We start from the raw sequence: 24,169 nt of genomic DNA, 5'->3' as shown, positions 1-24,169 counted from the left end.
CATATATGCCAAGCATAACCCACGTCGCAAGGTAGGCAGATCCTTATTGACAACTGACAGACATCATTATGTCTCGGTTACCGCGAAAGAGCGGCAAGAGCTTGTTTAACAGGGATGAAGGGGATGGTGGGGATGGGAAACCCGTATCGGGGTAACGGAGTGTCGGTGTGTCGGGGAAAAGACAGACAATTAACTGATACAGGCACCACTCCTTTATTAGCGATAAAGGCAGTTTCTCGCAGGGACGCAGAGTTCGCAGAGGAAAAGCATATTAAACTATTTAGATTTTTCCTGTGTCCCCTGCCTGTCCTGAGCAAGTGAAACGCGTCGATGGGCACATCTAGTGACCGACCTGTCACGACGAGACTCCAGCGAAGACCGAAGGGAACGGGCGAGAGAAAGACAATGTGAATTGCGGATTACTGATTACCGGTATAGATTTTCCATCCTAGATGCGCAATCCTTCATTCAATATCGACATTCTCCGCGACCCACTGCGTTAATGCTTTTGACTTCTAAAATAAGAGGAACGAAAAATTAAGCTTCTAACAAATTTACGCGGCGTGCAAAAGTTAACTGACACGCTGCTTGATAACCTTGAAAAAATGGGGACCGCGGCGGTATCCGGGGTCACAGCGGCGGCGGCAGCCTTTCTCGCTTCCAGGCTCCGTGGCTCTGAAAACCTGGTGGTGATCACCCCCGACGAAGATTCAGCCAGGGACTTTTCACGGGACCTGTCCCTTTTCCTTGGTGCAGGGGAAGCCCTGTATTTCCCGCCCTTTGAATCTCTGCCCTACGACAACCTTACACCTGATATCGATACCACAGCTTTTCGTATTTCAGCCCTTGCGGCGGCAAAACGAGGGGTCGGACCGGTAGTTTTGCCAGCGAAAGCCCTTCTCCAGCCAACCCCTCCGCCTGCAGTCCTCTCTCAATGGGAACTTACCGTCAGGAAGGGTCAGGATCTTTACCGTGATGACCTTATGGGCAAGCTGTCTGTCATGGGCTACCAACGGGAACCTGTCGTCTCCCAGGTGGGAGATATCGCGGTAAGGGGTGGGATCCTGGACCTCTTCTCTCCCCTGTCAGATAAACCGGTGAGGATCGAACTGTGGGGGGATGAGGTGAGCACCCTGCGCCATTTCGACCCCCAGACCCAGAGATCCGGGGCCGACATTGAGGAGTTTGTGATCCTCCCTGTCACTGAACTTCTTCTCGACCCCGGGGAGAGAAAAAACGCAGAAATACGGTTAGGGGATTCCCTGGCAAACGCGGGTGTGGCGGCAAGGGAAAGAGACAGGGTCCTTTCCCTGTTCAGGGATGGCCTGGAGCTGCCTGGTACGGGTCTGCTTCTGCCCCTTCTGTACTCGGAAAGTTCCTACCCCCTTGATCACATTTCCGAAAACTCCCTTCTACTGCTACATGAGCCGGAGGAGATCCGGGCCAACCTCCAGGATTATTACGATAAAACATCCGAACGAAAAGTTGGCGCACCTCTGGCACCGGGAAGGGTCTACCTTGATCCTGCAACGATGCTTGAAGGAATCCATGAGCACCGGACGCTTTTAACAGGATTATTTCACCGACCCGGCGCCAGCCTGGTGGAGTGCCGGCCCCCTCTGCCGTCCACCCTGCCCTCCTCCAGGCCGGACCGCATCGTAGAGTTCACCCGCCTCCTTCAAGAACGCCGGAAACAGCCTGTTATCCTCTGTGTCCGGACATCTGCCGCCGCCGACCGCCTCCAATCGATCATTTCGGAGTCCGGGCTTGGAGTAAGGCGGGTTGAAACCTTTCCTGAGGCGCTAAAGTCAAAAGATCTCACCATGCTCACAAGGAGTCTGTCCGGCGGCTTCAGCCTTCCCGATGAGAACCTGACCGTCATAAGCGACGCAGATCTTTTCGGCCCCCCCTCCGAGCGCAAAGCATCCCCAGCAGTATTCCCGGAATGGGACCTGCCCATAGGTTCCCTCATGCGGGGAGACATCGCTGTACATATAGACCACGGAATAGGCCGCTATGAGGGTCTCCGGCAGCTTGATGTGGCTGGCTCCACAGATGACTTCCTGCATCTTACTTTTGCGGACGGGGACTCCCTGTATGTCCCTGTGTGGCAGATGAACAGGATCCAGCGCTACAGGAGCGGGTCCGAGACAACTCCAACCCTCAGCAAACTGGGCTCTGCCGCCTGGAACAGGTCCAAGACCAGGATCCGGAAATCCCTCAAACTCATGGCCGATGAACTGCTCAAGCTGTCAGCTGCGAGACAGGGCCAGGCCGGACATACCTTCGCAGAACCCGACTCTCTTTTTCGGGAGTTCGAGGTTTCCTTTCCCTGGACCGAAACCCCTGACCAGGAGCGCACTATCAGCGAAGTGATCGGGGACATGACCTCATCCACACCCATGGACAGGCTTGTGTGCGGCGATGTGGGGTTCGGCAAAACAGAGGTGGCCATGAGGGCAGCCTTCCTGGCAGCAGTGGAGGGCCGACAAACGGCCATTCTGGTCCCTACCACCGTCCTGGCCCAGCAGCACTACCAGAACTTCACCCAGAGGCTCAAGGATTTTCCAGTGACTGTGGGGCTGATGAGCCGGTTCGTAACGCCTCAAAAACAGAAGGCCACCCTTAACCTGCTGGCTAACGGAAACCTGGACATTGTCATCGGAACCCACCGCATACTCTCATCGGACGTGGTGTTTCACGACCTGGGTCTTGTGGTCATTGATGAGGAACACAGGTTCGGAGTACGTCACAAGGAACGCCTGAAAAAGCTCAGAGAGACGATCGATGTCCTGACCTTATCTGCCACACCCATACCCAGAACCCTCTTCCAGGCTTTTTCCGGCCTTCGAAGCCTTTCCCTGATCCACACACCTCCACCCGACCGGAAATCAGTGCATACCGAGGTGCGTTATTTTGAAGAGGACATCATCCGGGACGCTATCAACCGGGAAATGGAGAGGGGCGGCCAGGTCTACCTGGTTCACAACCGGGTCCAGACCATCGATGCGGTCCGCCAGATGGTGGAGAAGCTGGTGCCCCACGCAAAGGTCGGTATGGCCCATGGTCAGATGGGGGAAGGAGCGCTTGAAGAGGTCATGATCCGCTTCCTTCAGCATGATTATGACGTCCTGGTGACGACGGCCATCATTGAGTCCGGACTGGACATTGCCAATGCCAACACCTTGATCGTCAACCGTGCCGACCGTTTCGGTCTGGCCCAACTCTATCAACTCAGGGGCAGGGTGGGCAGATCTTCCAGGCTGGCCTATGCCTACCTCCTCATCCCACCGGAAGGTTCCATAAGCGATAAGGCCCGCAAACGGCTGAGAAGCCTGAGGGAACTGAGCGAACTGGGCTCCGGCTTCAAACTGGCCTCCTACGATCTGGAGATGAGGGGTGCCGGGAACCTGTTGGGCGAAGAACAGTCCGGCCGGATCGACGCTGTTGGGCTGGAGTTATACTCCCAATTGCTGGAACAGGCTGTGAGGGAGGCCAGCGATCATGTCACCCAGGCCCAGATCCAGCCAAGCGTCACCCTCCCCTTGCCGGCCTATCTTCCGGAGGAATATCTGCCCGAAGTGGGAGAGCGGCTTACACTTTACAAACGTCTTGCCAGCGCACCCGATCAGGACAGCCTTGACGCTCTAAGGGAAGAGACCAGGGACCGGTTCGGCAGGTTCCCGGTGGAAGTCACCGGACTTTTTACCCGTATGGAGGTGGAGATTGCCGCCCGGGACATGAGCATCGAGCGCATTGACACTGCCGGGCCCTACCTGCTGGCGGCATTTCACCCCGGGGCCAAGGTCTCACCGGACGCACTCGTCCGCATGCTGACATCGGATAAGCGCCTCGCGTTTCTTCCACCTTCGACTCTGCGAATGGATGTTTCAGGGTTTTCCGGCGTTGATGACAGGATCTCCTATATGATGGATGTCTTGCGGTCATTGTAACTCTCTGCTAATAAAACATTTCGCACACAGATTCGAAATGTTTTATGTAATAAAAATCCATGTATGGTGCATACGGCTAATGCTTACCCGGATTAAACAGCGGTTATTATTGAATCGCCTTTTTTCACCACAGAGCCACACTCTTGTAGTGAGTGACGAACGGGCGATGAAAAGAGTTGGACCTGGAACTTGAAACGTGGAACCTGAACGAAGTGAGCGATCGGTTGTGAGAAATCAAAGTTCATTTGCAGGTACTCATTTCACTGATGAGCCATATTTATTAAGCCGGACAGGATAAAATCAATGAAAAAGACAATTCTTGTTACTATTATCGCGGCTGTGGCGGCGGCATGCATTGGCGCTGCCTATTTCATTTTCAAAGCTGAAACTCCTCTGCCTCCCAAGCCAGGCGTGAAGATCGTTGCCGAAGTCAATGGAAAGCCCATTACAGCTGCGTTCTTTAACGAGAGATACAGCCGTTTCACCTTGCGCTTCCACGTCCCTTCAGCCAAAGCACCTAATTCCGCAAACGAACTGAAACTGGGATTCCTCAATAAGCTCATCGAGACAGAGATCCTGCTGCAGGAAGCCGATCTGCGCGGCCTGTTCGTTTCCGATGAGGAACTGAACCTGGAGATAACCCATCTCAAGGAGGATTATCCCAAGGACACCCTGGACGAGGCTCTGGAGAGGATCGGGCTCAAACTGGAGGAGTGGAAGGAGGATCGGAAGGAAAAGCTGCTCATCGACAAGCTCATCAAAAAGGAGATCGACAGTGTCATCCACGTAAGTGATGATGAGATACAAAAGTTCTACGACGCCAACAAGGATCAGTTCCAACTGCCTCTGATGGTCAAGGCCAGGCAGATCGTTGTAGCCACGGAGGAAGAGGCAAACGCTCTGAGGACACGGCTCGTGCGGGGGGAAAAGTTTGAGGAAATAGCCCGCTTGCATTCCCTGAGCCCCGACGCTCAGGATGGCGGGGATCTGGGAGTTTTTGCCAAAGGCCAGATGCCCGAGGAGTTCGACGAGATCGTTTTCCGATACAGAGTCGGTTCCATCAGCAAGGTCGTCAAATCAGCATATGGCTATCATATCTTCATGGTCGAGGACCGCATGAGGCCCAGGCTTCAGAAGTTAGAGGAGGTGCGGGACCAGATCGCGGAGGGGATCTTTCAGGGCCGCCAGGAATCTTTTTTCAAGGAGTGGCTCGAATCCCTGAAGAAGCAGGCCAGGATCATCATATACCCGGAGAATCTGGAGGATATTTCTTAAATGAGGACCGTTCTCACCATCTTTCTCCTGTCTATGAACTTCATGGCATCGGCAGCTTTTGCCGGTGACAGGGTGGTGGCCCGTGTAGGTAATGAGGCCATAACTCATCGTGAACTTACAGCCGCCATCGAACAGAATCCCAATCTCCCCAGGGAAAAGATCCTGGATCTTCTTATAGAGCGACAACTTGTTCTTATATGGGCAGCCGGAAAAAACATCTCCGTTTCAACGGAAGAGTTGGATCAAACGGAAACTTCCATCCGTGAGAAAAACAAAATAGCTCCAGATCAGTTTGAAAAAGCCCTTGCCTCCACAGGGGACACTCTTGAGTCGTTCAGGGAGAACCTCCGGGTCCAGATCACCATCAACAAAGCAATGGGCCTTGCCCTGTCCAGCCAAATTCAGGCCTCGGACAGTGAACTGCAGGAGCTCTATCTCAAGACCTATCCCAGGAAAACCACTTCCACTGTAAGTCATATCCTGCTGGCTGTTGATGAGGGGGCTCCAGTGGAAAAGGACGAAGCTGTAGAGAGATCCGCTGAGCAGATCCTTGCCCGGATCGCAAACGGCGCATCCTTTAACAGCATGGTTTCCGAATACAGCCAGGACAGTTCATCGGCCGACAAGGGTGGACGACTTGGAACTTTCAATGAGGGAGAACTCCTTCCTGAATTGGAAAATCTCGCCGCGACCCTTGAACCTGGCGAGGTGGGAGGCCCGGTGAGAACCTCGGCCGGCTACCATATTCTGCGGCTGGAGTCCCGTGGAACCGTCGAGCCACCACCTTTTACGGAGGTGAGAAATACACTGGAAAGAAGCCTCATGGCGGACAGGGAAGAATCTGTCCGCACCCGATGGCTGAATGAACTCAAGAAGACCACCTACATCGAGGTCTTCCCTGATGACGGATAAAGAACAAGGTCGTCTGAGACTCGATCTGTACCTGAAACGCTCCGGCCTGGTCAAACGCCGCCCTCTGGCCGCCACCCTCTGCGACAACGGATATGTCACAATCAACGGCAGGCCCGCCGCACCGGGCAAGTCGGTCAAGGTTGGGGACCGTCTGCAGATCCGGTACGCGAGGAAGATGGTGCTGGTGGAGGTGATGGAAATACCGGGCAAGCAGGTGAAAAAGGGAGAGGGTTATAAGGTTCTGAACGAGGAGATTATTGAGGAAGAATTGTTTTAAAGTCAGAATGTAGAATGTGGAATGTAGAACGTTGAAGGGGAAAACACGTTTCCAGTAAAAACGATAACGGCTGCCTCTCGCAGGGACGCAGGGAACGCAGAGGAAGCTTAATCCTGGTTAAATTCCGGTTGCTATAACGGCGATGTTTTTCACCACTGAGCTCACAGAGAACACTGAGAAAGGCAAATCCAAACAGGAAGAAAAAGAGCCTGTCATTGCGAGGCTAAAGATGGGGCCGAAGCAATCCCGCTCTTTATAAAAAGTGACTAAAGCTTTAACGCAGAGTTTCGCAGAGCGACCAATCATGTTCGCACCGCAGAGGGCCGCAGAGGAAAACCTGAAATCAGTGGGGAAGACACGAAATTCAGTGCACAAGTGCACCCGCACCTATGGCGGGGCTTTTGTGCATGAGTATTCTGCACTACTGCACTTGCCGTTCTACCACCTTCCCTATTCCACATTCTTTATTCCGATTTTAAGGATAAAGTGGATGGAGGGGATGGGAAACCCGTATCGGGGTAACGGAGTGTCGGTGTGTCGGGGAAAAGGCAAACCGTCATTCCGGAAGTTCTGCCAATGGCATGACTATTCAGATTTTTTAAAATTTCTGAAAAGCGTTAAAGGCTGCCTTTCGCCCTTCGATCCCGCCAACGGCGGGACTCAGGACAGGCAGGGAACGCAGAGAAATTCCTTGGATCTTGGTTATTGGATCAAACCCCTCCTCACTTTAATTCGATGCTTACCTGCCACCCCTGGAACAAGGATGCCGGTCTGTTCTATTTCAATGCGAGACTTGTCACGCCGTAGCTGGTCGACAGGCGTTAGCGAAGGCGGATGGTATGATGCGGAGGTGGGACGGTTTATTTCCGAAGATCCGTTATGGGGGAATATCCTGGACCCGCAGAGCCTCAACAGGTTCGCCTACGGGAGGAATAATCCGTTCAGGTATACGGATACGACGGGGATGGAGATCGAAGGCGAGTATGAGGATGAATTAGGCAATTCGGACCATGATGATGACCCATCAGATCCAAGTACATATGATAGATCGGGTGATGGGGGGGATGGGGATGGTTATGATGATTTTTCGAATCATATGGTGGATGCGTTGCCTGAAGAATTAATTGAGGCTTGGGAACATTCTAAGGATCGTAATAATTATTCATACAGTTCTTGGTGTTTCATGTTCCATTTTGGTTTTGTTGTTAATTTACACATAAGGGGAAACCGTGGGGTCGCACCTTCCGTCTTCGCCAACGCCCCTCGATCGGCTACGACGTGACAGGCACATTCTTCCGCCGTCGCTAACGACTGCCGTCCAGCTATGGCGGACAAGCAGGTTTTGGTTAATCCAATTTTCATGAATTTCTCTGCGTTCCCTGCGAACTCTGCGCCTGGCCTGCCTGCCCCGAGCCTGTCGAGGGGAGCTTGTCGAAGGGCGAGAGGCCGCTCTTGCCGCTTCAGCAATTTGAAATAGATTCCGGATAGTCATGCCTTTGGCAGAACTTCCGGAATGACAGGCCTGGTTTTCCCCGTTGGACCTTGGACATTGGACCTTGGACTGCCTTTCCCCATCCCCTTCATCCCTGTTAAAAAAGAGTATCTCAGATCTCAAATCTCAAATCTCAAAACCCTAGATTGCCACGGCCCTGCGGGCCTCGCAATGACACCATGGAGGGCCGAGGGTCGTATCTCAAGGCATAAGATTCTCCTGAAAAGCTGCAAACTCAAAGAGTGAGATGCGGATGACTGGTCTTACGATTCGGTGTTTCTATTCCTTTCTCCTGGTCCATTTGCGGAAAAATTCAGTCACCTCATCCTTGCCTGATTGCCCCGATGCCACTGCCATGACAGCATCTGTGAGTTCATCCTCGGGGGCATTAAATTCGTATCCGTTCAGATCCAGGAACACCAGGGCGGCCACGGTCCCTGTCCGTTTATTGCCGTCCACCAAAGGATGGTTCCCGGTGATGTGGAAAAGGTAGGCCGCCGCCATGGTGCAAATATCGGGATGGAGAAACTCGCCGCCGAAAGTGGCAGCGGGGGTGCCGAGGGCCGATTTCAAACCGTTTAAGTCCCTTATGCCCGGATCACCGCCGTAACGGGCCAACTGGTCCTGGTGGATCTCGATGACCTCAGCAAAACTCAGGAATTTCGGGGCCACCGGATTATTCCGCCAGTTTCTTCAGAGTCCTGGCGTACCTGGTGTTAGTCCCTTCAAGGGCGGATCGGAAAGCTTCCTGGCGGGAAGGGTCTGTAACGGGTGTGAGAATCAGAGCCTGCCCATCGGTGGTGATGTCGAAAGGAGTGTCGGCGTCGGCCCCCAGCAGATCCAGGATCGGTTTTTCTATCACCAGGGCCATACTGTTTCCATGCTTTTTCAGGTTTTTGATCATAAAGGAGGCCTCCTGGCGTAACAACATTGTTGTTACTAAGCATATACAGACTTGTGGCCCTGTCAAGTGCATTTAGAATCAGTGGAATTCTGGGGGTCAGTCGGATGACGAGCCTTGAGATGGGCAACCTTGAGGTCCCAATTTAAACAACCAGATATTTCAGACTAATTAGAGATGCGTCTACGTAACACCCTCCCGGAATCGAAAACAACAACATCAGGTACAAATTCAAATTTAAAGTCCCCTTTATCCAGGTCGAATCCATTTGTTTTTTCATAATTTTCCAAATTATCCGAGCCATTTACAACAAAAACAAAACCCAGAATCGGGGGGTCAGGCCGGGAATCTGCCTCGAGGAAAACAACCTGAGGCGCTTCATCGATAGCGCCCAAGTTCTGGACCTGGCTCCCAGGGCGCCGGTGGAACTGGAACTGATCCTCGATCCTGCTGTCAGGCGCAACTGGATCGAGGAAAAGGGGATGCTGGCTTTTTCCCTTTACGACAGGGCGAATTCCTGGTTTCAGGTGGATATTCTCATTAATGAGCCGGTCAGTTTCAGCGCCAACTATGATAACAGGGAAAAGATGGACATCGAGGGAAGTGTGGTTCCCCTTGCCCCCATCGAGGCTCTCATCGCCATGAAGGAAGGCACAGGCTGGCCCCAGGATGAAGCGGATACAGTTCACCTGAGAAGGATCCTTGCGGGGTGGGACGATGAGTAATAAGGCCCCCTGGATGCTGCTCTATTATCGTTCCAGGGAACAGATCCAGGCATGGCAGAGCGTTTTCGTCCGCGACAAGCTTGCCAGGCTGCAGGCGCAGGCGGAATTTTTCCACAAGGCCATGCCCGAACGGTCCAAGGGTATCAGGGAAAAGCTGAAAAGCTAATCCCGGAACTTAATTCCCAATCCGTAAATAATCTTTCCCTCTGCGTACCCTGCCGCCTGAGTCACGCCAATGGCATGATCGAAGGGCTCCCCTGCGAGAGACAGCTTTAGCCGCCATCAAAGGAAGCACGCTTTCCTTTTGGCTCCTGGCTCCTGGCTCCTGGAAGACCCTAGGGTCGTATCTTGCCTTTTAACCACGCCTGCTTGTCACGTCGGAGTCGCAATCATGGTGCAACGAAGACGGATGGCGTGACTTCGCATCGGCGATCCCTTGGCTCAGCCTTTTCCAGTCCTTGAAGATCTCTGGGAGGAAAGTAATGAGGAAACAGGTTCAAGGTAAAAGGGACAGGTATTTGCGGGTACCTGTCCCAAGTATCTTGTATCTACTTTTTAACTTTCTACATGTTACTTTCTATTTTCTGCCCTGTACAATCCTGAGGCCTTTTTCCCCTATTCCGGGTGTGCTCCAGAGCCCTGCAGGGCCGCGATCCTCTCCTCGAGGGGAGGATGGGTCATAAAGAGCCGGCTCAGGCCGGTCCCTTTTTTACCAGATATCCCGAAGGCCGCCATGGAGCCCGGCAGTGGCTGCGACACCCCCCGCTGGAGGGCCTGCAGTGCGGAGACCATCTTCTCCGCGCCGGACAGCCGGGCGGCGCCTTGGTCTGCCCTGAATTCCCGTTTCCGGCTGAACCAGAAAACAACGATTGAGGCGAGGATACTGAACAGGATCTGAGCAACGATGGTTCCCAGATAATAACCGATTCCTGGGCCTCTGCTCTGTTTGCCCTTGGAAAGGGCCGCGTCGATAGCGTACCCCACGACCCTGGCGAAGAAAAATACGAAGGTGTTGACAACTCCCTGGATAAGAGCCAGCGACACCATGTCCCCGTTCCTGATATGGCTGACTTCATGGGCCAAAACGGCCTCGACCTCATCCTGTTTCATGTTGTCCATGAGACCGGTGCTGACGGCCACGAGGGACCGGCGCTTGCTTGGTCCCGTAGCGAATGCGTTGGGGCTGCTGCTGGAGTAGATAGCGACCTCGGGCATGGGGAGGTCAGCCTGGCGGGTAAGCCTTTCCACCGTGGAATAGAGCCATGTTTCGGTTTCGCTGCCACTGCGGCCAGTGATGACCTTGCAGCGAGTGAGGCGCTTGGCTGACCATCGGGAGATCTGAAGGGATATCAATGAGCCGCCCATTCCGAAGATAAAGGAGAAGATCAGGAGTGCTTTGAGATCGAGGCCTGATGGTGTTAAAAACCGATTAACACCCAATAGGGACGCGACAATTCCAAGGACGAGGATGACAGCAAAGTTTGTTACCAGAAACAGAAGAATACGACGCATGACACACTTCTCTTGGATACGGATAGAAAGCAAAAAGTATGAAGGTAAAAGTATAACTCTTTTCCTCGCCACTTGCTGTTTGTTGTTGAGGAACCAAAGGGTTCAGGCCGTGAATTGGGACTGAAGAGCAGTACCTGGTATTTGGTACCTTGTTCCCAGGCACCAGACGCCAGGCACTGAGTTTCTTACTTTCTACCTTCTACTCGCCCGGAATTATGAAACAAGGGTTTCGAGTTTAGCCAGAAACGGAGTTTAGGTTGAAACCTTAATTGCATTGCTCATTGTAAAGGTTCCTCAACAAACAAAGCCTCCCGTACCGGGAGGCTTTGTTTGTCCAGACCTAGATTCTCGCCGGCTTACAGAGATTGGCTTCGTTATGAGCGGCCCGGCCGCAGAGCTTACAGTAATATTCGCTGTCCCTGACGATCTCACGCACCCTGTCAAACTCCTGCCGGATCACGATCTTGCACATGTGGTTCTCCTCATGACAGCTGTCGCTGCCTTTGCATTTATGGACATCCTTGCTCATGTTTTTCCTCCTGGAAAGTTGATGACTTCGCAAAAAGTCATCAATGCGCCCCGCGCGGGGCGCCCAAATCAATGACTCACTCCGTAAGTCATTGATTTGTAAGGAACGGGACTTCAATGATGTCGGAATGACGATCTTTTAACCTTGTTCTTGACCTTCTTCTGCGTTCTGTCCTTTAATGCTTCGGAAGAATTTCCTCACTTTACTTTCCCTCATCAGCGGCCAGTCGCAGCGCATGCACCGGTCGGCCTCTTGCCTCGCCACTGTCTCGGCGAACCCGCCATAGACCTCTTTGAAGGAGCACACTCTTTCATCCTTCGCGATGGTCAACTCCCGGCGGCGGTTCCTGAAGTCCAGGCTGTCGGCGTAGTTGGCCCACGGCTCCATCAGTTTGCGTGTCCTGTAGCGGATAGTGACTGCAGGGCTTCCCACAAGGGACCTGTAAAAATGAAGGGCGGCCTCCTTGCCGGCAGCGATGGCCTCGATCACCGATGCCGGCCCCACAGCCAGATCGCCTCCGGCCACGACCGGGATAGATACCCCTGTGCCCTCTTCCAGTTGAACCAGGGGCGTTCCTTCCATAAGTGGGGTTGTCCTGGGAACTCCGCCCAGGGAGCTGAAATCCGGAGCCGATCCCACGGCGGTGATGACCCAGTCGGCCTTAACAGAGAATTCGGAACCGTCAGTGAGCACAGGGATCAGCCTGCCCTGCGGATCACGGTCGATCCTCTCGACCTTCAGGCAGTGAGCTCTCACGACCTTCCCACCCTCCCTGTCAAAGGATAGGGTCGCCCCGCCATCCAGGACCTGGACACCTTCGGCCAGAGCCTCCTCGATCTCCCAGGGGTGGGCAGGCATGAACTGGTTTGTATCCTCGGTTTTGACACGGCGCCACTCGTTTTTCTCGTAGGTGAACTTCTTTTCTTCCGGATCGGGCAGTTTCTCCAGACAGATGATCCTCACCTTGTCCGCACCGCAGCGCACCGCGGAACGGGCCACATCCATGGCCACATTGCCACCGCCTATGATCAGGACCTCGCCTGGAAGCTCCATCCCGCCGCCAATGACCACCGTTTCCAGGAAATCCCGACCGTCCAGGAACCCTTCTTTTTCATCACCGGTGTGGGGCAGAACAATGGACCGCATGGCGCCAAGGGCGAGGTAGATGCCATTGAATCCCTGTTTCTCCAGATCCTGGAGAGTAAAATCCTCCCCAAGCCTCATTCCGAACTTCAGGTCCAGGTCCAGTTCGAGGATCCTGTCCACTTCACGCTTATATATGCTGTGTGGCAACCTGTACTCCGGAGCGTAAATAGCGGGAGTGCCTCCCCCGAACTCACGGCCTTCGAAGACCGTGACGTCAAACCCGAAGAGTTTCAGGTAAAGAGCCGCGCTCAGACCCGAAGGCCCAGCCCCGATCACAGCAACCTTCTTGCCCACAGGTTCGACTCCCTTGTCCAGTTCCCTGCGGTAGAAGTTATAGGATCTGTCCGTATTGTCGTCCACGAACCGCTTCAGAGCGCAGATGGCCACCGACTCACCGTCCTTGCCGCGGTTGCATTCCTGTTCGCAGGGGTGATGACAGATCCTTCCTATGGTCCCTGGAAAGGGGCATACCGACTCAACCAGTTCCAGGGATTCAAGGTCTTTCCCTGCCGCGGCAAGGTGAACATAGTGGGAGCATGGCACGCTGCCCGGACAGGCCTCCTGGCAGGGGGGATTGAAGTAGAAGGGGCCTTTTCTGGAATCGATGATGGCAAGGAACCAGACAAGAATAAAGGACAAGGTAAGGATCGACAACCCCCAGCTCCACTTCTGGTAGGTTGCAAGGATAAGGCCGATGCTCAGAGGAGCCATGGCAAAGAAGTAGGTACCGATATACCTGCGGCCCGAGTACCAGTGGCCCAATCCCGGAAATATGGCAGACAGGATGGGTGCTCGCTGACGACGCCAGCGCTTTTCTCCCTCGAGAAGCAGCAGGTCCTTAAGATCCAGGCGCCCGATACACTGGAAACATTGCCTGGCTTTCATCTTGTTGGTGACGGAGCAAACGTGACACTCCCTATACCCTTCCAGGCTGAGCTGGCTGCTCATCTGGTCTCTTCCCTGCCTTGAAGCTTCACAAAAAATACCCTTTTTCGAGGACCATCGAACTCGCAGAAAAAGATCCGCTGCCATGTGCCCAGAACAAGCTTGCCGCCATCAATAATCACCGTTTCCGAGGGCCCGATGAGGCTGGCCTTTATGTGAGCGTCCGAGTTGCCTTCCATGTGGGAGAAGTTCCAATCCCCGGGTATCAACCGCTGGAGACCCATCACCATGTCTTCTGCAACCGAAGGGTCAGCGCCTTCGTTGACAGTGATCGCCGCGGTTGTATGGGGACAGTACAAAACACAAAGGCCGAAAGGAATGCCGGCCTTCCCGACAGCATCCTCGATAGATGATGTGACATCCACCAGCTCTTCCCTCCGTCTGGTGGACACAGAAATCCTGTGCATACCCCTCCTTTTTTAAACCCGTTGACTATAGCCAATCGACCTTTCAAAGTCAAAAGGAATCGGCCAAACTAATTGCAATAGAAGGGAAAACATGATATCCATCGCCCTATATCAAACTTCTTGGTAGAGGTTAATTTCCCGCTAAAAAGTCTACCGCCGAGCAGCCTCAAGGATGGTCATCAAGGAGGATCACGTTGAGCAAAAAGCCACCGAGACCACGCCACAAACGCCTTGAGACTCTTAACCTCGTTTCCTTGAGCCACAAGGATCCCGATGGCCGTGTTGATTTGGAGATCGTGGGGCGAACCCTGGATCTTTCCGAAGGAGGCATCCTCCTTGAGTGTTCCCAACCCGTCCCGTCAGAGAACAAAGAGGTGGAGGTCATCCTCGGCATCAGGGATCACGTCATCCAGATAACCGGTGAGATCGTCCATATGCGGGAGCTCGATGATGGGATGGTGGGGCTGGGCATAGCCTTCAGGGATGTTTCTGCCGAAGACGCCCGCATTATTACCGAATTCATGGACGAGGACGAGTAGCCCCTTGGCCGACCTGACCCACCTGGACGAAAAGGGTCGCGCCAGGATGGTGGATGTGGGCGCGAAAGATGCTACACATCGAACCGCCACCGCAAGAGCTGAAGTGCTGGTCTCACCCGAAACTCTGGGTGTTGTCCTGGATGGCGGCGTACCCAAGGGTGACGTATTTGCCGTGGCCCGCATCGCCGGGATCACCGGCGGCAAAAAAACCTCCGAACTCATTCCACTCACCCACCCCATCGGGCTCGACTCCCTGAAGGTCGATGTCGTTCCTGACAAGGATCTCCCCGGCATCCGCATCGAAGGCACCGCCACGACCACCGGAAAGACGGGGGTGGAGATGGAGGCCATGACGGCGGTGTCTATCGCCGCCCTCACCGTCTACGACATGCTCAAAAGCCTGGAGAAGGGGATCAGGGTCACGGATATCAGGCTTGTGCACAAGGCGGGGGGGAAGAGCGGGGAATGGCGAATTGAGGAGCCAGGAGCCAGGAGCCAGGAGTCAGGAGAAGATCTTTAAGCAAAGATCTTAAATCAAAGGATCACATAAAAATGGCCTCCCATTGGGAGGCCATTTTACTACTGGCTCCTGGGTACTGGCTCCTGACTCCTAGTCCCTCGGCACCGCCAGCATCCGGTCCAGCGCCCCTTTTGCCTTGACCCTGATATCTTCCGGCACTGTCACCACCGGCTCCATGTTGACCAGGGCATCCCGGATGTCGGCAAGCTTTGTCAGCTTCATGTTGGGGCAGATCATGTTCCCGGACAAGGGAATGAAGGTTTTTTCCGGACTTTCCAGCCTCATTTTGTAGAGGACCCCCATCTCCGTACCTATAATGATCTGCTGTGCCTTGGACTCCCGGGCGAAGGTGTACATGCCAGAGGTGCTGGTGATATGGTCGGCCAGCGCCAGGACCTCCGGCCGACACTCCGGGTGGGCCGCGAAGACTGCGTCAGGATGCCGGGCCTTGACTTTCAGGACATCCTCAGCGGTGTACTGATGGTGGATAGGGCAGTACCCTTCGTGCCAGACGATCTTCCTGTCAACCTGGGTGGCGATGTACTGCGCCAGGTTCATATCGGGGACCATGATGAGGGGATCGGCCTCGGGCGGCAATGACTTTGCCACATTAACGGCGTTCCCGGAGGTACAGCAGATGTCGCTTACTGCCTTGACCGCGGCCGATGTATTGACGTAGGCCACCACGGTACCACCGGGATATTTTTCCCTGAGATCGGCCACTCCCTCCGGAGTGATCATGTCGGCCATGGGGCACCCGGCGTCGGCCCGGGGAAGAAGAACCGTCCTGTCCGGAGCGAGGATGGCGGCGGATTCGGCCATAAAGTGGACCCCGGCGAAAACGATGACCTGGGCATCTGATTCGGCCGCGATCTGTGACAGGCCCAGGGAGTCACCAGTATGGTCGGCGATCTCCTGTATCTCGTCCCTTTGATAATTGTGGGCAAGAAGAACAGCTTTCCTCTCTTTGAGAAGGTCCCGGATTTCCTTTTTGACCGCTTCGTCTTTCATATGGATTTTCCCTTTATCATTGGGTGCTTTCGTTGACAGGGTACTGTAAATAACATATAAAATTTAATTCATCAAAGAGCGGCAAGTGGCTTTATAATAGTATAACTGTAAAATCGATAAATCTCTTTAACGCAGTACGTTGTCGCGTAGGATGGAACGCGCTTATCGGCTGTCAGGAGTGCTCCAGATACGAGGCTCAAAGAAGAGAACCGCAGTCAGCTGTCAGCTTGTTCAAGACTTTCAAGAAGGGGTTAGATACAAGGCCAGAGTCCTGAGGGAACCGGAGGCGTATATGACGACATACGGCGCGGCTTTCCGAGGGGCGATAACGAAGCAGATGATGTGCTATAGAGGGCCGCCCACACACTTTAGAGGTTCATAGATAATGCTCGGTATTGGAATGCAGGAAATACTGATAATTCTGGTAGTAGCCCTCATCGTCATCGGACCCAAAAGACTGCCTGACCTCGCCCGAACTCTGGGAAAGGGGTTCGCAGAGTTCCGTAAAGCAGCGGATGATCTTCAGGAAACGGTCCGCATGGACCTTCAGAAGGAAAAGCATGAGGTGTTCCGGCAGAGATACCCAGACATGGTCCCTGACGAGGATAAAGAGGAAGAAACCACCCTTCAGCCGGATAGCAATGGGGCTGATGAGGCGGCAACTCCCACCGAAATAGTAAACACCCCCACTGAACCTGAACTCTCCCCTCAACCCCCGCCCGAACCATCCTATGTACTTGAGGAGATCGAGGGTGGGGATGAAACGGAAGACGACACCAAGGATGGCTGACGACAGACTTCCGTTCACTGTTCACCTGGAAGAGTTGCGCAAACGGCTGATGATCTGCTGCGCCGCTGTTGGTGTCGGGTTCCTGGCCTGTTACGCTTTCAAAGACAAAATCTTCGAGTTTATTGCTATCCCCCTTGTCGCCTCCCTTCCGGCGGATAACTCCTGGATGATCTTCACGGGTGTGACGGAGGCCTTCTTCACCTACCTGAAGGTTTCTTTTCTCGCCGGTATTTTTCTATCCCTGCCAGTGCTCTTCTACCAACTCTGGGCTTTCATCTCTCCGGGGCTTTACAGCAAAGAAAGAAGAGTTATTTTCCCCTTTGTGATCTTTTCAACCCTCTTTTTCGTCACAGGGGCAAGCTTTGGCTATTTCGTCGTATTCCCCTTCGGTTTCAAGTTCCTCCTTGGTTTTGCCACCGAGACTATCCGTCCCTTTCCTTCCCTGAAGGAGTATCTTTCCTTCGCCACCAAGCTGCTACTGGCCTTCGGCCTTGTCTTTGAGCTGCCCCTGGTAACCTATTTTCTTGCCAGAACCGGCCTGCTTACTTATCAGACCCTCACGAAGAACCGCCGTTACTTCATCGTGCTCGCCTTTGTCGGATCGGCAATGCTGACGCCTCCCGATATAGTGACACAGCTTCTCATGGCCGGGCCTCTCCTGATCCTCTTCGAGATCAGCGTTGCCGTGGCAAAGGTATTCGGACGAAAACCGCTCACCGACGAATCGGGAGATTTGAAGGATGAAGAAGAACCTCGGCCAACTGCTGATTGAAAAAGGACTCATTGACGAAAAAGCCCTGAGTGAGGCTCTTCAGCGACAGGTCATTTTCGGCGGCAGACTGGGGACCAACCTTCTGGAAATGGGGGCTGTTTCCGAAGATGCGCTGATGAGGCTTCTTGCGCTCCAGTTCAACATTCCTTACGCCGAGCCTGGCCATTTCGAGAAAATCCCAAAAGAAGTTCTCGACTCAGTGCCCAAGGAGCTTATTTCAAAGCACCGCATCATTCCTCTGGTTGTGGATGGACACCGCATCACCGTTGCCATGACAGATCCTCACAAGCTGAACATCATAGACGAGGTGGCCTTCCAGACCAACAGGGTCATCCAGCCGGTTGTGGCCAGCGAAGTGCGCATTGTTGCGGCTTTGGAAAGGTTCTACAACATCAAGCACGAGGCCCGGTATATCGCCGTCAGCGACAACGTCGCGAGCGAACAGCGACGGATCAGCCAACCAGCCAGAGAGAAGGCTCCCTCTCCTGACGAAGACATCGAGATGCTGGAGCTCACAGAGGCGGACATTGAGGTAGCGGACATTGAGGTATACGATCCCTTCGATGTTTCAGAGATCAACGAACCGTTTTTCGGTATTCGAAACCGTGATGAAGTGGCTCACACTGTCATTAAAGCCGGGCTGAGGTTCGTGAACGACGCGTTCATGTTTATCATCAAGGGCGATCAGGCGCTGGGGTGGATGCTGGGAGGATCTGCCAAACCGGTAGTGGAATTTGGAACCCTTTCTGTCCCCGTGGACCCTCAGAACGTTCTGTTCAATATGCGTGAATCCCGCAAGCTCGAGAGGTTCGACGGCGTGGAGATCTTCGAAAGCAACCAGTGGATCAAGGAGCTGAGCCTGAAGGTACCCAAGGAAGTATTGATCTGCCCTCTGGTCCTGAAAAAGCACATGGTCGCTGCCCTCGTGGGTTTTTCCTTCAAGTCCAACATCACAGATGAGGAGGCCGAGTTCCTGGTCCGGGTCATGCAGAAAGCTTCTGTCGCCTTCGAGATCCTGATCATGAAGAGCCGGATTGTAATGCTTTGAAAAGCCAGAAGGAGGAATAGGGAAGGAGGAAGGAAGAAGAAATTAGCAGACAACGACGATCAACGCCGTCTTGAATATCCCAGAATACTGACCGGTTTTATTCCTCCTCCATGCTCCATCCTTCATCCTTCTTTCTTTTTCGTAACTTACCCGCTATAAACGTGTACTACATTTGAAAAACGCTCTCCGAGCCGTCCCGCCTGACGGCGCATGCAAAGCGTACAAGGCGGCCGGCCGATGGGTCTGGTTGGAAACGACCGGGCCTCCCGTATTTGGAAAGGAGAAGCCTGCGAAAAAAACGGGCCCCTTTCTGCGGGTCCTTTTTATTTGAAAACGCAGAGGTCGTCACGCCTCTGGCGTGACAGGCTTCGGACGCAGAGGAAGGCAATATTTCGGGGAAAAAGCAGACTCTCCAAATTCAACATTAATTTGATTTGGATTTTTTCTCCGCAACCCTCCGCCTACTCTGCGTTTAGATAATGGTGTATCTGGGAGATATTATTTCGTGGAGCAGTTGACTGACAGCCAGGGTAGACCCATCAGGTACATGCGTGTCTCCGTCACCGACAGGTGCAATCTGAGATGTCGTTATTGCGCGCCCTCCGACGGGTTCGTTTCCCTGTCCCACGATAAGATCATCTCCTACGAGGAGATCGTCCGGCTCGCGGGTCTCCTCGCCCCCAGAGGCGTTTCCAGTGTACGCATCACCGGTGGAGAACCGTTGGTACGCAAACATCTCGACAGGCTCGTCAGCTCCCTTTCTGATATTCACGGTATCGACGATATAAGCCTGACTACCAACGGGATGCTTCTGAGCGAACTGGCCCATCCCCTGAGTAACGCAGGCCTTACGAGGGTCAACGTCAGCCTCGACACCCTGAACGAAGACCGCTTTCAATGGATCACCTCTCCCAACGGGAACGGCATTGAGAGAGGACCTCATCTTGTCATGGAGGGCCTGATAACGGCCCAAATAGAGGGCCTTTCTCCGGTTAAGATCAACGTGGTCCTTATGAGGGGTTTTAACGATGACGAACTGGAACAGTTCGTTGCCCTGACCAGCGACCGGGAACTGGAAGTCAGGTTCATCGAGTTCATGCCCATGAGCCCCGAGGGGTTCTGGGGACCGGAGAAGGTCGTCACAGCAGCTGAAGCCATCGGACGACTCGAAACGGTGCACGGTCCCCTCGTACCGTTGGGCAGAGGCAAAGGATCCGGACCTGCTGTACGCTATCAGATACCAGGCTTTAAAGGCACGATAGGGTTCATCACACCGGTTTCCCAGCACTTTTGCATCGATTGCAACCGGATCCGGATCACCGCAGACGGTAAGATCCGGACCTGCCTTTTCTCCGATAACGAGACCGACATTCTCGAACCTCTGCGATCAGGGGCCAGCGACGACCAGATCCTGACCGTCATCCAGGATGCTCTGAGCGCCAAGCCTGAAGGACATGGGATGGGGGAGGGGGAAGGGCTGCGGGGATGCACACGCACGATGTCGCACATAGGCGGTTAAACGCCGCTCCCCGGAGGACTCCCTGAAAAGGGGAAGAGGAGAAAAGGAGAGGAGGAGAAACACAGCAGCCACTGGTCGCTTCGGCTTTTAAATCTTGTAGAGCCCCTCCTTCACTAACGAACTTTCGGTATTTTTCCAGGCTTTTGTTGATGCAGGTCCTGGATTCCTCATATCTGCCAAGCTTGGCTAAGGAATGAGCGATACAGTAATTAGGGATCATTGGATCATCGTCAATTTCCAAGGATGCATGATAATACTCCAAGGATTTTTCATAGTTGCCTATCTGCGATTGCCGATCACCCTTCGCCAAATAGCGAGCGGATAGCATGTTTCTGAAAAATTCCTCACTCAATATCCCCTTTTCGCCTCTTCTCCTCTTCCCCTCTTCTTGTGTTCCGGGAAGGTTCAGGCAAAATTAATTCTCTTCAGCACGCGCAGCAACCTTCCCGGAACAATCTCGATGGCCCTCTCCGGACACACCTCCTGACAGCAGAAGCAGCTGATGCACTTGTCCTTGTCCACGAGGCCTCCGGTGCGGGGTTTATTGTTAAGTGTGATGGCGTCTGCGGGACAGATGGCGGCGCATGCGCCGCAGGAGGTGCATAGCTCCGGGTTTAAAAGGGGAAAGGGGTTCAGGGATTTCCGCATGGACCTTTTCATCCAGCCAGGCAGCCGATAATCCACCCTGGAGGCGCTCCTGGGCAGCCTTAACACCCTGCGCACATCCTCAATCGCCTTTCCCAGCACCTGGACCTGATCACTACGGGCTCCCTCGAGACCCCTGGCCCGGGCCTGGTAAAGGACCGGATGTCTTTCAACAGGCAGCCCGGCAACAGACCCCGCAACACAGTCCATGGCCAGGGCCGACGGCGAAGCCATGAGAATCCCCAGAGCCAGAGGATCCCCTGAGCCCGGGCCGTTTCCTTCCATGGCAGTGATGCCGTCCATAACACTCAGCCCGGGCGGCAGAGCGCTCCAGATGTCCAGGAGCATATCCGCGAACCGCACTGTGTCTCCAGCCTGAAGGTGCCATCCTGGTTTGGCGGCCCCCACCACCGTCCCGAACATATTCTTCACTGCCAGGGTCAGGGTCATCATTCCGTGGGTCTTGAACTTGGGCAGATTGAGAATGAGATCATAACCGGTGGCCTCCTCGGCCAGCAGAAAGGACCGTGACACACCTCCTTCAGGCACTGGAACCGGCACCGGGCTTCGAAAAGGGACTATCTCGATTCCCAGTTCCTGAACCACGGGCATGATCCCGGTTCTTTTCAGGACCCCGGAAAGGGACCCCACGCCCGGGCTGTCCCCCAGGAACACCTCGCCACCTGCCTCCATAACCGTAAGTGCCGCGGCCCTCACAACTTCCGGGTGGGTGGTCACCGCTGCCCCGGGAGGCTTTGGAGCGAGAAGGTTGGGCTTGAGCAGCACTCGATCCCCTTTCGTCACAAATGCACGCATTCCTCCAAGGGGATCGAGTACATTGTTGAGAGCATCCCGGACTTCGTCTGGGTCGTAGTTATGGCAGCGTTGGATGGATACCGGGATCTTATTGCTCAAAATATTCCTCTGGTCAGGGGGATGCTCTCAACGAAGAGGTGAAGAGGTGAAGAGGTGACGGGGAGAAGAGGAGACTATGCCGTTTTGCTAACCTGCACTAAGACTCCCTTCCCCTTTTCCCCTCTTCTCCTTTTCTCCTCCTCCTGCGTCCGCAATTTGACCTAAAGAATTTCCAGATCCTTCGGGAAGTTGGTCAAATTGCGGACCGTACCGTCCGGCATACAGGCCACCACATCCTCGATACGCATACCACCGATACGCCGATCATAGAGGCCGGGCTCGATGGTCACAACATCGCCGGGCTGGAAGATCTCCGCTGTAACGGAAACCGAAGGCGACTCATGGATCTCAAGTCCCAGACCATGTCCGGTACCGTGGAGGAAACCGCGCCTGGGGGGCTTACCGTCACCGGGAACCGGATACCCTCTCTTCCGAAAAAGCTCGCAGACAGCCTGATGGACCTCGGAGAGGGGAATCCCCTGTTTTATCCTTTCCAGGGCCACGTCCTGGGCCTCCACCACCGCTGCGTGCATCTCCCTGACGGACCTTGTAGCCCGGCCCACCACGAAAGTTCTGGACATATCCGAGTGATACCGCGACGTTCTTGACCTGGGGAAAACATCCATCACAATGGGAACGCCCGCGTGGATGGGACCAACACCTCGCCAATGGGGGTCAGCCCCGCCCCGTCCCGGTGCAAAGATGGTGTCAGCTGTCTCGAAACCCCTTTCAAGAAAAAACACCTCGATCATGGAGCGGACCTTCTGAGCCGTGAGAGGACGCCCCTCGTGGAAAAGGACATCTCCCTTGACAGGGCACCCGGCCAGGAGGGATCGGACCATGGTAAAAACCCCTTCGCAGCTGCGCTGGGCCTGTTCAATAGCTTTAATCTGCCCGAGAGTCTTGACCCTCCGCCGTTCCCTCAGGGTTCGTCCGTCTATTTCTATGCCGATACCCTCCCCCTTAAGTTCCTGGGCCAGGCCCACGGGGAAAGATGGAAGCACCCGTATCCGTTCGGTGCCGTGATCCCGGATCAGGTCGGCCAGGATCTTATTCAGAGGTTTGCTCTTTTTCCGGTGCAGGGAGACAACCGTTTTTCCTGAAGTTTCCAGCTTCGCCCTTCCCTCCTCCATGGATGAGACGGCCAGGATCACCTTTCGGCTGGTTATCTCCAGAACGGCGAAGGGATCAGGGCACAGGAACCCGGAAAGGTGGTACTGGTCGGCGTCGTTGTAGCTTTCGGCGAAATGGAATAAAGGCGGATGACTCATGGGAACATCATAGTAGAAGTAGAGGGAAAGACAAACATTGTTTAGGGTTAACCCAGACCTGCTTAAGTTTTAACTGCGTTCCCTGCGTCTCTAGTGAGTCACACTTTATTGTGATGAACGAGCGAGAGGCCGCTTTTTTTGAGATTTGAGATCTGAGATTCCCACTTACCCCAGCGCTTCTACATCAAAGGGAACACCTTTTTCCGGGGCAAGCACCATCGTAGCGGCACCGTTGGGGCAAAGGTTTGCGCACACACCGCAGCCGAAGCACTTTTCCGGATCTATGACGACCACACATGTGTCGTCGCTCATGGCCCCGAAGGCGCAGATCTTCTGGCAGCCGCCGCACCCGGCGCAGATCTCCGTATCCATGACCGCAACGTAACCCGATGGCGCCAGGTACTTCGCCTCAAGACCGGTCCTCTTCATGGCCCTGGTGGGGATGCAGCAGCACGAGCAGCAGTTGCAGATAGCGTAGAACCTTCCAGCCATGGCATCCTTGAACCACGCAGTGTGAATCCAGCCGCTGTCCCTGGCCTTTTCCAGGATCTCGATCCCCTCCTCTCGACCGATCTTTCTGGCGCCGTTGGTGCCATGATCAACCACGAAATCCACAAAAGGCTCCCCCACCACCATACAAACCTCAAGGGGTCCGCACGCACTGTCACCCTTGATCTCCCTGCAAGGGCAGCGCATGACCGCCAGGGAGCCCGGGGTGTCGAGGATGATGCGGTTGGCGATGTCGTAGGGGATGACCCTTTCGGGGTTTTCCACACGAAGCGGTTTGTTGAGCTTTACGATCTTCCCGGCATCCTCATGGGTCAGGACCTTGGAATGGTAGCGTTCCTCCATCCATCGGCCAATTCCGGTCTGGGGTTGGGTGGCCCGAGGGCCCGAGGGAGGTGCCCCGACTTTCTTTTTACGGCTTTTGAACGCTTCCCCGGTGATGATACTGAGGTAGGCATTGATCCACTTCCCGTAGATATAGCCGTGGAGAAAGCTGAAAGGATGACGCCAGCCGTGGAGCTTGAAAAAGGCTTTAGTGGAGGGTTTCATGGGGATAAG

At 54.3% G+C, this 24,169-nt stretch carries 24 protein-coding genes and 1 riboswitch; of the genes, 13 read left to right on the top strand and 11 right to left on the bottom strand.

The window, feature by feature from the left end; translation table 11 throughout:
* Positions 1-563 precede the first annotated feature (563 nt).
* The 5 genes from mfd to P1S59_09870 all read left to right on the top strand — a co-directional run bounded on the left by mfd (position 564) and on the right by P1S59_09870 (position 7,699).
* Positions 564-3,953 carry a transcription-repair coupling factor gene (gene mfd, locus P1S59_09890; GenBank protein ID MDF1526562.1) on the top strand — a complete coding sequence of 1,130 codons (3,390 nt, stop codon included), beginning with the start codon at positions 564-566 and terminating at the stop codon, positions 3,951-3,953.
* Positions 3,954-4,256: 303 nt separating this feature from the next.
* Complete coding sequence (locus P1S59_09885; GenBank protein ID MDF1526561.1) at positions 4,257-5,228, top strand: peptidyl-prolyl cis-trans isomerase; 972 nt, start codon at positions 4,257-4,259, stop codon at positions 5,226-5,228.
* Positions 5,229-6,140 carry a peptidylprolyl isomerase gene (locus tag P1S59_09880; protein MDF1526560.1) on the top strand — a complete coding sequence of 304 codons (912 nt, stop codon included), beginning with the start codon at positions 5,229-5,231 and terminating at the stop codon, positions 6,138-6,140.
* Entirely contained in the window at positions 6,130-6,417 is a 288-nt protein-coding gene (locus tag P1S59_09875; protein MDF1526559.1) for an RNA-binding S4 domain-containing protein, read from the top strand. Before P1S59_09880 ends, P1S59_09875 begins: the two co-directional genes overlap by 11 nt.
* A 304-nt stretch (positions 6,418-6,721) precedes the next feature.
* Complete coding sequence (locus P1S59_09870; GenBank protein ID MDF1526558.1) at positions 6,722-7,699, top strand: hypothetical protein; 978 nt, start codon at positions 6,722-6,724, stop codon at positions 7,697-7,699.
* A 489-nt stretch (positions 7,700-8,188) separates the two neighbouring features.
* Here the strand turns inward: P1S59_09870 and P1S59_09865 are convergent, their stop codons facing one another.
* The 3 genes from P1S59_09865 to P1S59_09855 form a co-directional block, all read right to left on the bottom strand.
* On the bottom strand, positions 8,189-8,581 hold the full coding sequence (locus P1S59_09865; GenBank protein MDF1526557.1) for a type II toxin-antitoxin system death-on-curing family toxin: 393 nt from the start codon (positions 8,579-8,581) through the stop codon (positions 8,189-8,191).
* A 4-nt stretch (positions 8,582-8,585) separates the two neighbouring features.
* Complete coding sequence (locus P1S59_09860; protein MDF1526556.1) at positions 8,586-8,813, bottom strand: AbrB/MazE/SpoVT family DNA-binding domain-containing protein; 228 nt, start codon at positions 8,811-8,813, stop codon at positions 8,586-8,588.
* A gap of 164 nt (positions 8,814-8,977) precedes the next feature.
* Complete coding sequence (locus P1S59_09855; GenBank protein ID MDF1526555.1) at positions 8,978-9,205, bottom strand: hypothetical protein; 228 nt, start codon at positions 9,203-9,205, stop codon at positions 8,978-8,980.
* 27 nt (positions 9,206-9,232) lie between these two features.
* Between P1S59_09855 and P1S59_09850 the strand changes: the two genes are divergently transcribed.
* Together P1S59_09850 and P1S59_09845 are read left to right on the top strand one after the other, a co-directional pair.
* Positions 9,233-9,535 (top strand): hypothetical protein, encoded by a 303-nt coding sequence (locus tag P1S59_09850; protein ID MDF1526554.1) that lies wholly within the window; start codon positions 9,233-9,235, stop codon positions 9,533-9,535.
* Positions 9,528-9,701: a hypothetical protein gene (locus tag P1S59_09845; protein MDF1526553.1), complete on the top strand. Its 174-nt coding sequence runs from the start codon at positions 9,528-9,530 to the stop codon at positions 9,699-9,701. Before P1S59_09850 ends, P1S59_09845 begins: the two co-directional genes overlap by 8 nt.
* A 449-nt stretch (positions 9,702-10,150) precedes the next feature.
* Here P1S59_09845 and htpX read toward each other — a convergent pair whose 3' ends face one another.
* From htpX to P1S59_09825, 4 genes are all read right to left on the bottom strand, one after another.
* Positions 10,151-11,047 (bottom strand): protease HtpX, encoded by an 897-nt coding sequence (gene htpX / locus P1S59_09840; GenBank protein MDF1526552.1) that lies wholly within the window; start codon positions 11,045-11,047, stop codon positions 10,151-10,153.
* A 340-nt stretch (positions 11,048-11,387) separates the two neighbouring features.
* The gene (locus tag P1S59_09835) at positions 11,388-11,576 is read right to left on the bottom strand and encodes a hypothetical protein (protein ID MDF1526551.1); all 189 of its coding nucleotides are present in this window, start codon (positions 11,574-11,576) and stop codon (positions 11,388-11,390) included.
* A 138-nt stretch (positions 11,577-11,714) separates the two neighbouring features.
* Positions 11,715-13,670, bottom strand: coding sequence for an FAD-dependent oxidoreductase (locus tag P1S59_09830; GenBank protein ID MDF1526550.1), 1,956 nt, complete (start codon positions 13,668-13,670; stop codon positions 11,715-11,717).
* The gene (locus tag P1S59_09825) at positions 13,667-14,074 is read right to left on the bottom strand and encodes a secondary thiamine-phosphate synthase enzyme YjbQ (GenBank protein MDF1526549.1); all 408 of its coding nucleotides are present in this window, start codon (positions 14,072-14,074) and stop codon (positions 13,667-13,669) included. The genes P1S59_09830 and P1S59_09825 overlap by 4 nt, the downstream gene beginning before the upstream one ends.
* Positions 14,075-14,268: 194 nt before the next feature.
* Here P1S59_09825 and P1S59_09820 point away from each other — a divergent pair, with 194 nt between their 5' ends.
* Together P1S59_09820 and moaC are read left to right on the top strand one after the other, a co-directional pair.
* A complete protein-coding gene (locus tag P1S59_09820) occupies positions 14,269-14,613 on the top strand; it encodes a PilZ domain-containing protein (protein ID MDF1526548.1) in 345 nt (114 codons plus the stop codon).
* A gap of 4 nt (positions 14,614-14,617) precedes the next feature.
* Positions 14,618-15,133, top strand: a complete 516-nt coding sequence (gene moaC, locus P1S59_09815) for a cyclic pyranopterin monophosphate synthase MoaC (GenBank protein ID MDF1526547.1) — start codon at positions 14,618-14,620, stop codon at positions 15,131-15,133.
* Between the two features lie 90 nt (positions 15,134-15,223).
* Here the strand turns inward: moaC and nadA are convergent, their stop codons facing one another.
* Positions 15,224-16,144, bottom strand: coding sequence for a quinolinate synthase NadA (gene nadA / locus P1S59_09810; GenBank protein ID MDF1526546.1), 921 nt, complete (start codon positions 16,142-16,144; stop codon positions 15,224-15,226).
* Between the two features lie 385 nt (positions 16,145-16,529).
* On the opposite strand from nadA, the gene tatB reads away from it, so the two are divergent.
* From tatB to moaA, 4 genes are all read left to right on the top strand, one after another.
* On the top strand, positions 16,530-16,934 hold the full coding sequence (gene tatB / locus P1S59_09805) for a Sec-independent protein translocase protein TatB (protein ID MDF1526545.1): 405 nt from the start codon (positions 16,530-16,532) through the stop codon (positions 16,932-16,934).
* Positions 16,903-17,706: a twin-arginine translocase subunit TatC gene (tatC, locus tag P1S59_09800; protein ID MDF1526544.1), complete on the top strand. Its 804-nt coding sequence runs from the start codon at positions 16,903-16,905 to the stop codon at positions 17,704-17,706. The genes tatB and tatC overlap by 32 nt, the downstream gene beginning before the upstream one ends.
* Positions 17,675-18,754, top strand: coding sequence for a hypothetical protein (locus P1S59_09795; protein MDF1526543.1), 1,080 nt, complete (start codon positions 17,675-17,677; stop codon positions 18,752-18,754). Before tatC ends, P1S59_09795 begins: the two co-directional genes overlap by 32 nt.
* 172 nt (positions 18,755-18,926) lie before the next feature.
* A riboswitch (molybdenum cofactor riboswitch) is annotated at positions 18,927-19,053 on the top strand.
* A gap of 206 nt (positions 19,054-19,259) precedes the next feature.
* Entirely contained in the window at positions 19,260-20,273 is a 1,014-nt protein-coding gene (moaA, locus tag P1S59_09790; GenBank protein ID MDF1526542.1) for a GTP 3',8-cyclase MoaA, read from the top strand.
* 405 nt (positions 20,274-20,678) lie between these two features.
* Here the strand turns inward: moaA and P1S59_09785 are convergent, their stop codons facing one another.
* From P1S59_09785 to P1S59_09775, 3 genes are all read right to left on the bottom strand, one after another.
* Entirely contained in the window at positions 20,679-21,833 is a 1,155-nt protein-coding gene (locus P1S59_09785) for a DUF362 domain-containing protein (protein ID MDF1526541.1), read from the bottom strand.
* 161 nt (positions 21,834-21,994) lie between these two features.
* Positions 21,995-23,104: a Xaa-Pro peptidase family protein gene (locus tag P1S59_09780; protein MDF1526540.1), complete on the bottom strand. Its 1,110-nt coding sequence runs from the start codon at positions 23,102-23,104 to the stop codon at positions 21,995-21,997.
* Between the two features lie 165 nt (positions 23,105-23,269).
* Complete coding sequence (locus P1S59_09775) at positions 23,270-24,160, bottom strand: 4Fe-4S binding protein (protein MDF1526539.1); 891 nt, start codon at positions 24,158-24,160, stop codon at positions 23,270-23,272.
* Positions 24,161-24,169: the final 9 nt, after the last annotated feature.

Source organism: bacterium (assembly GCA_029210965.1).
Classification (GTDB): Bacteria; BMS3Abin14; BMS3Abin14; order BMS3Abin14; family BMS3Abin14; genus JALHUC01.
Note: the sequence above shows the minus strand (reverse complement) of the source record. Positions and strands in the feature narration are given on the sequence as shown.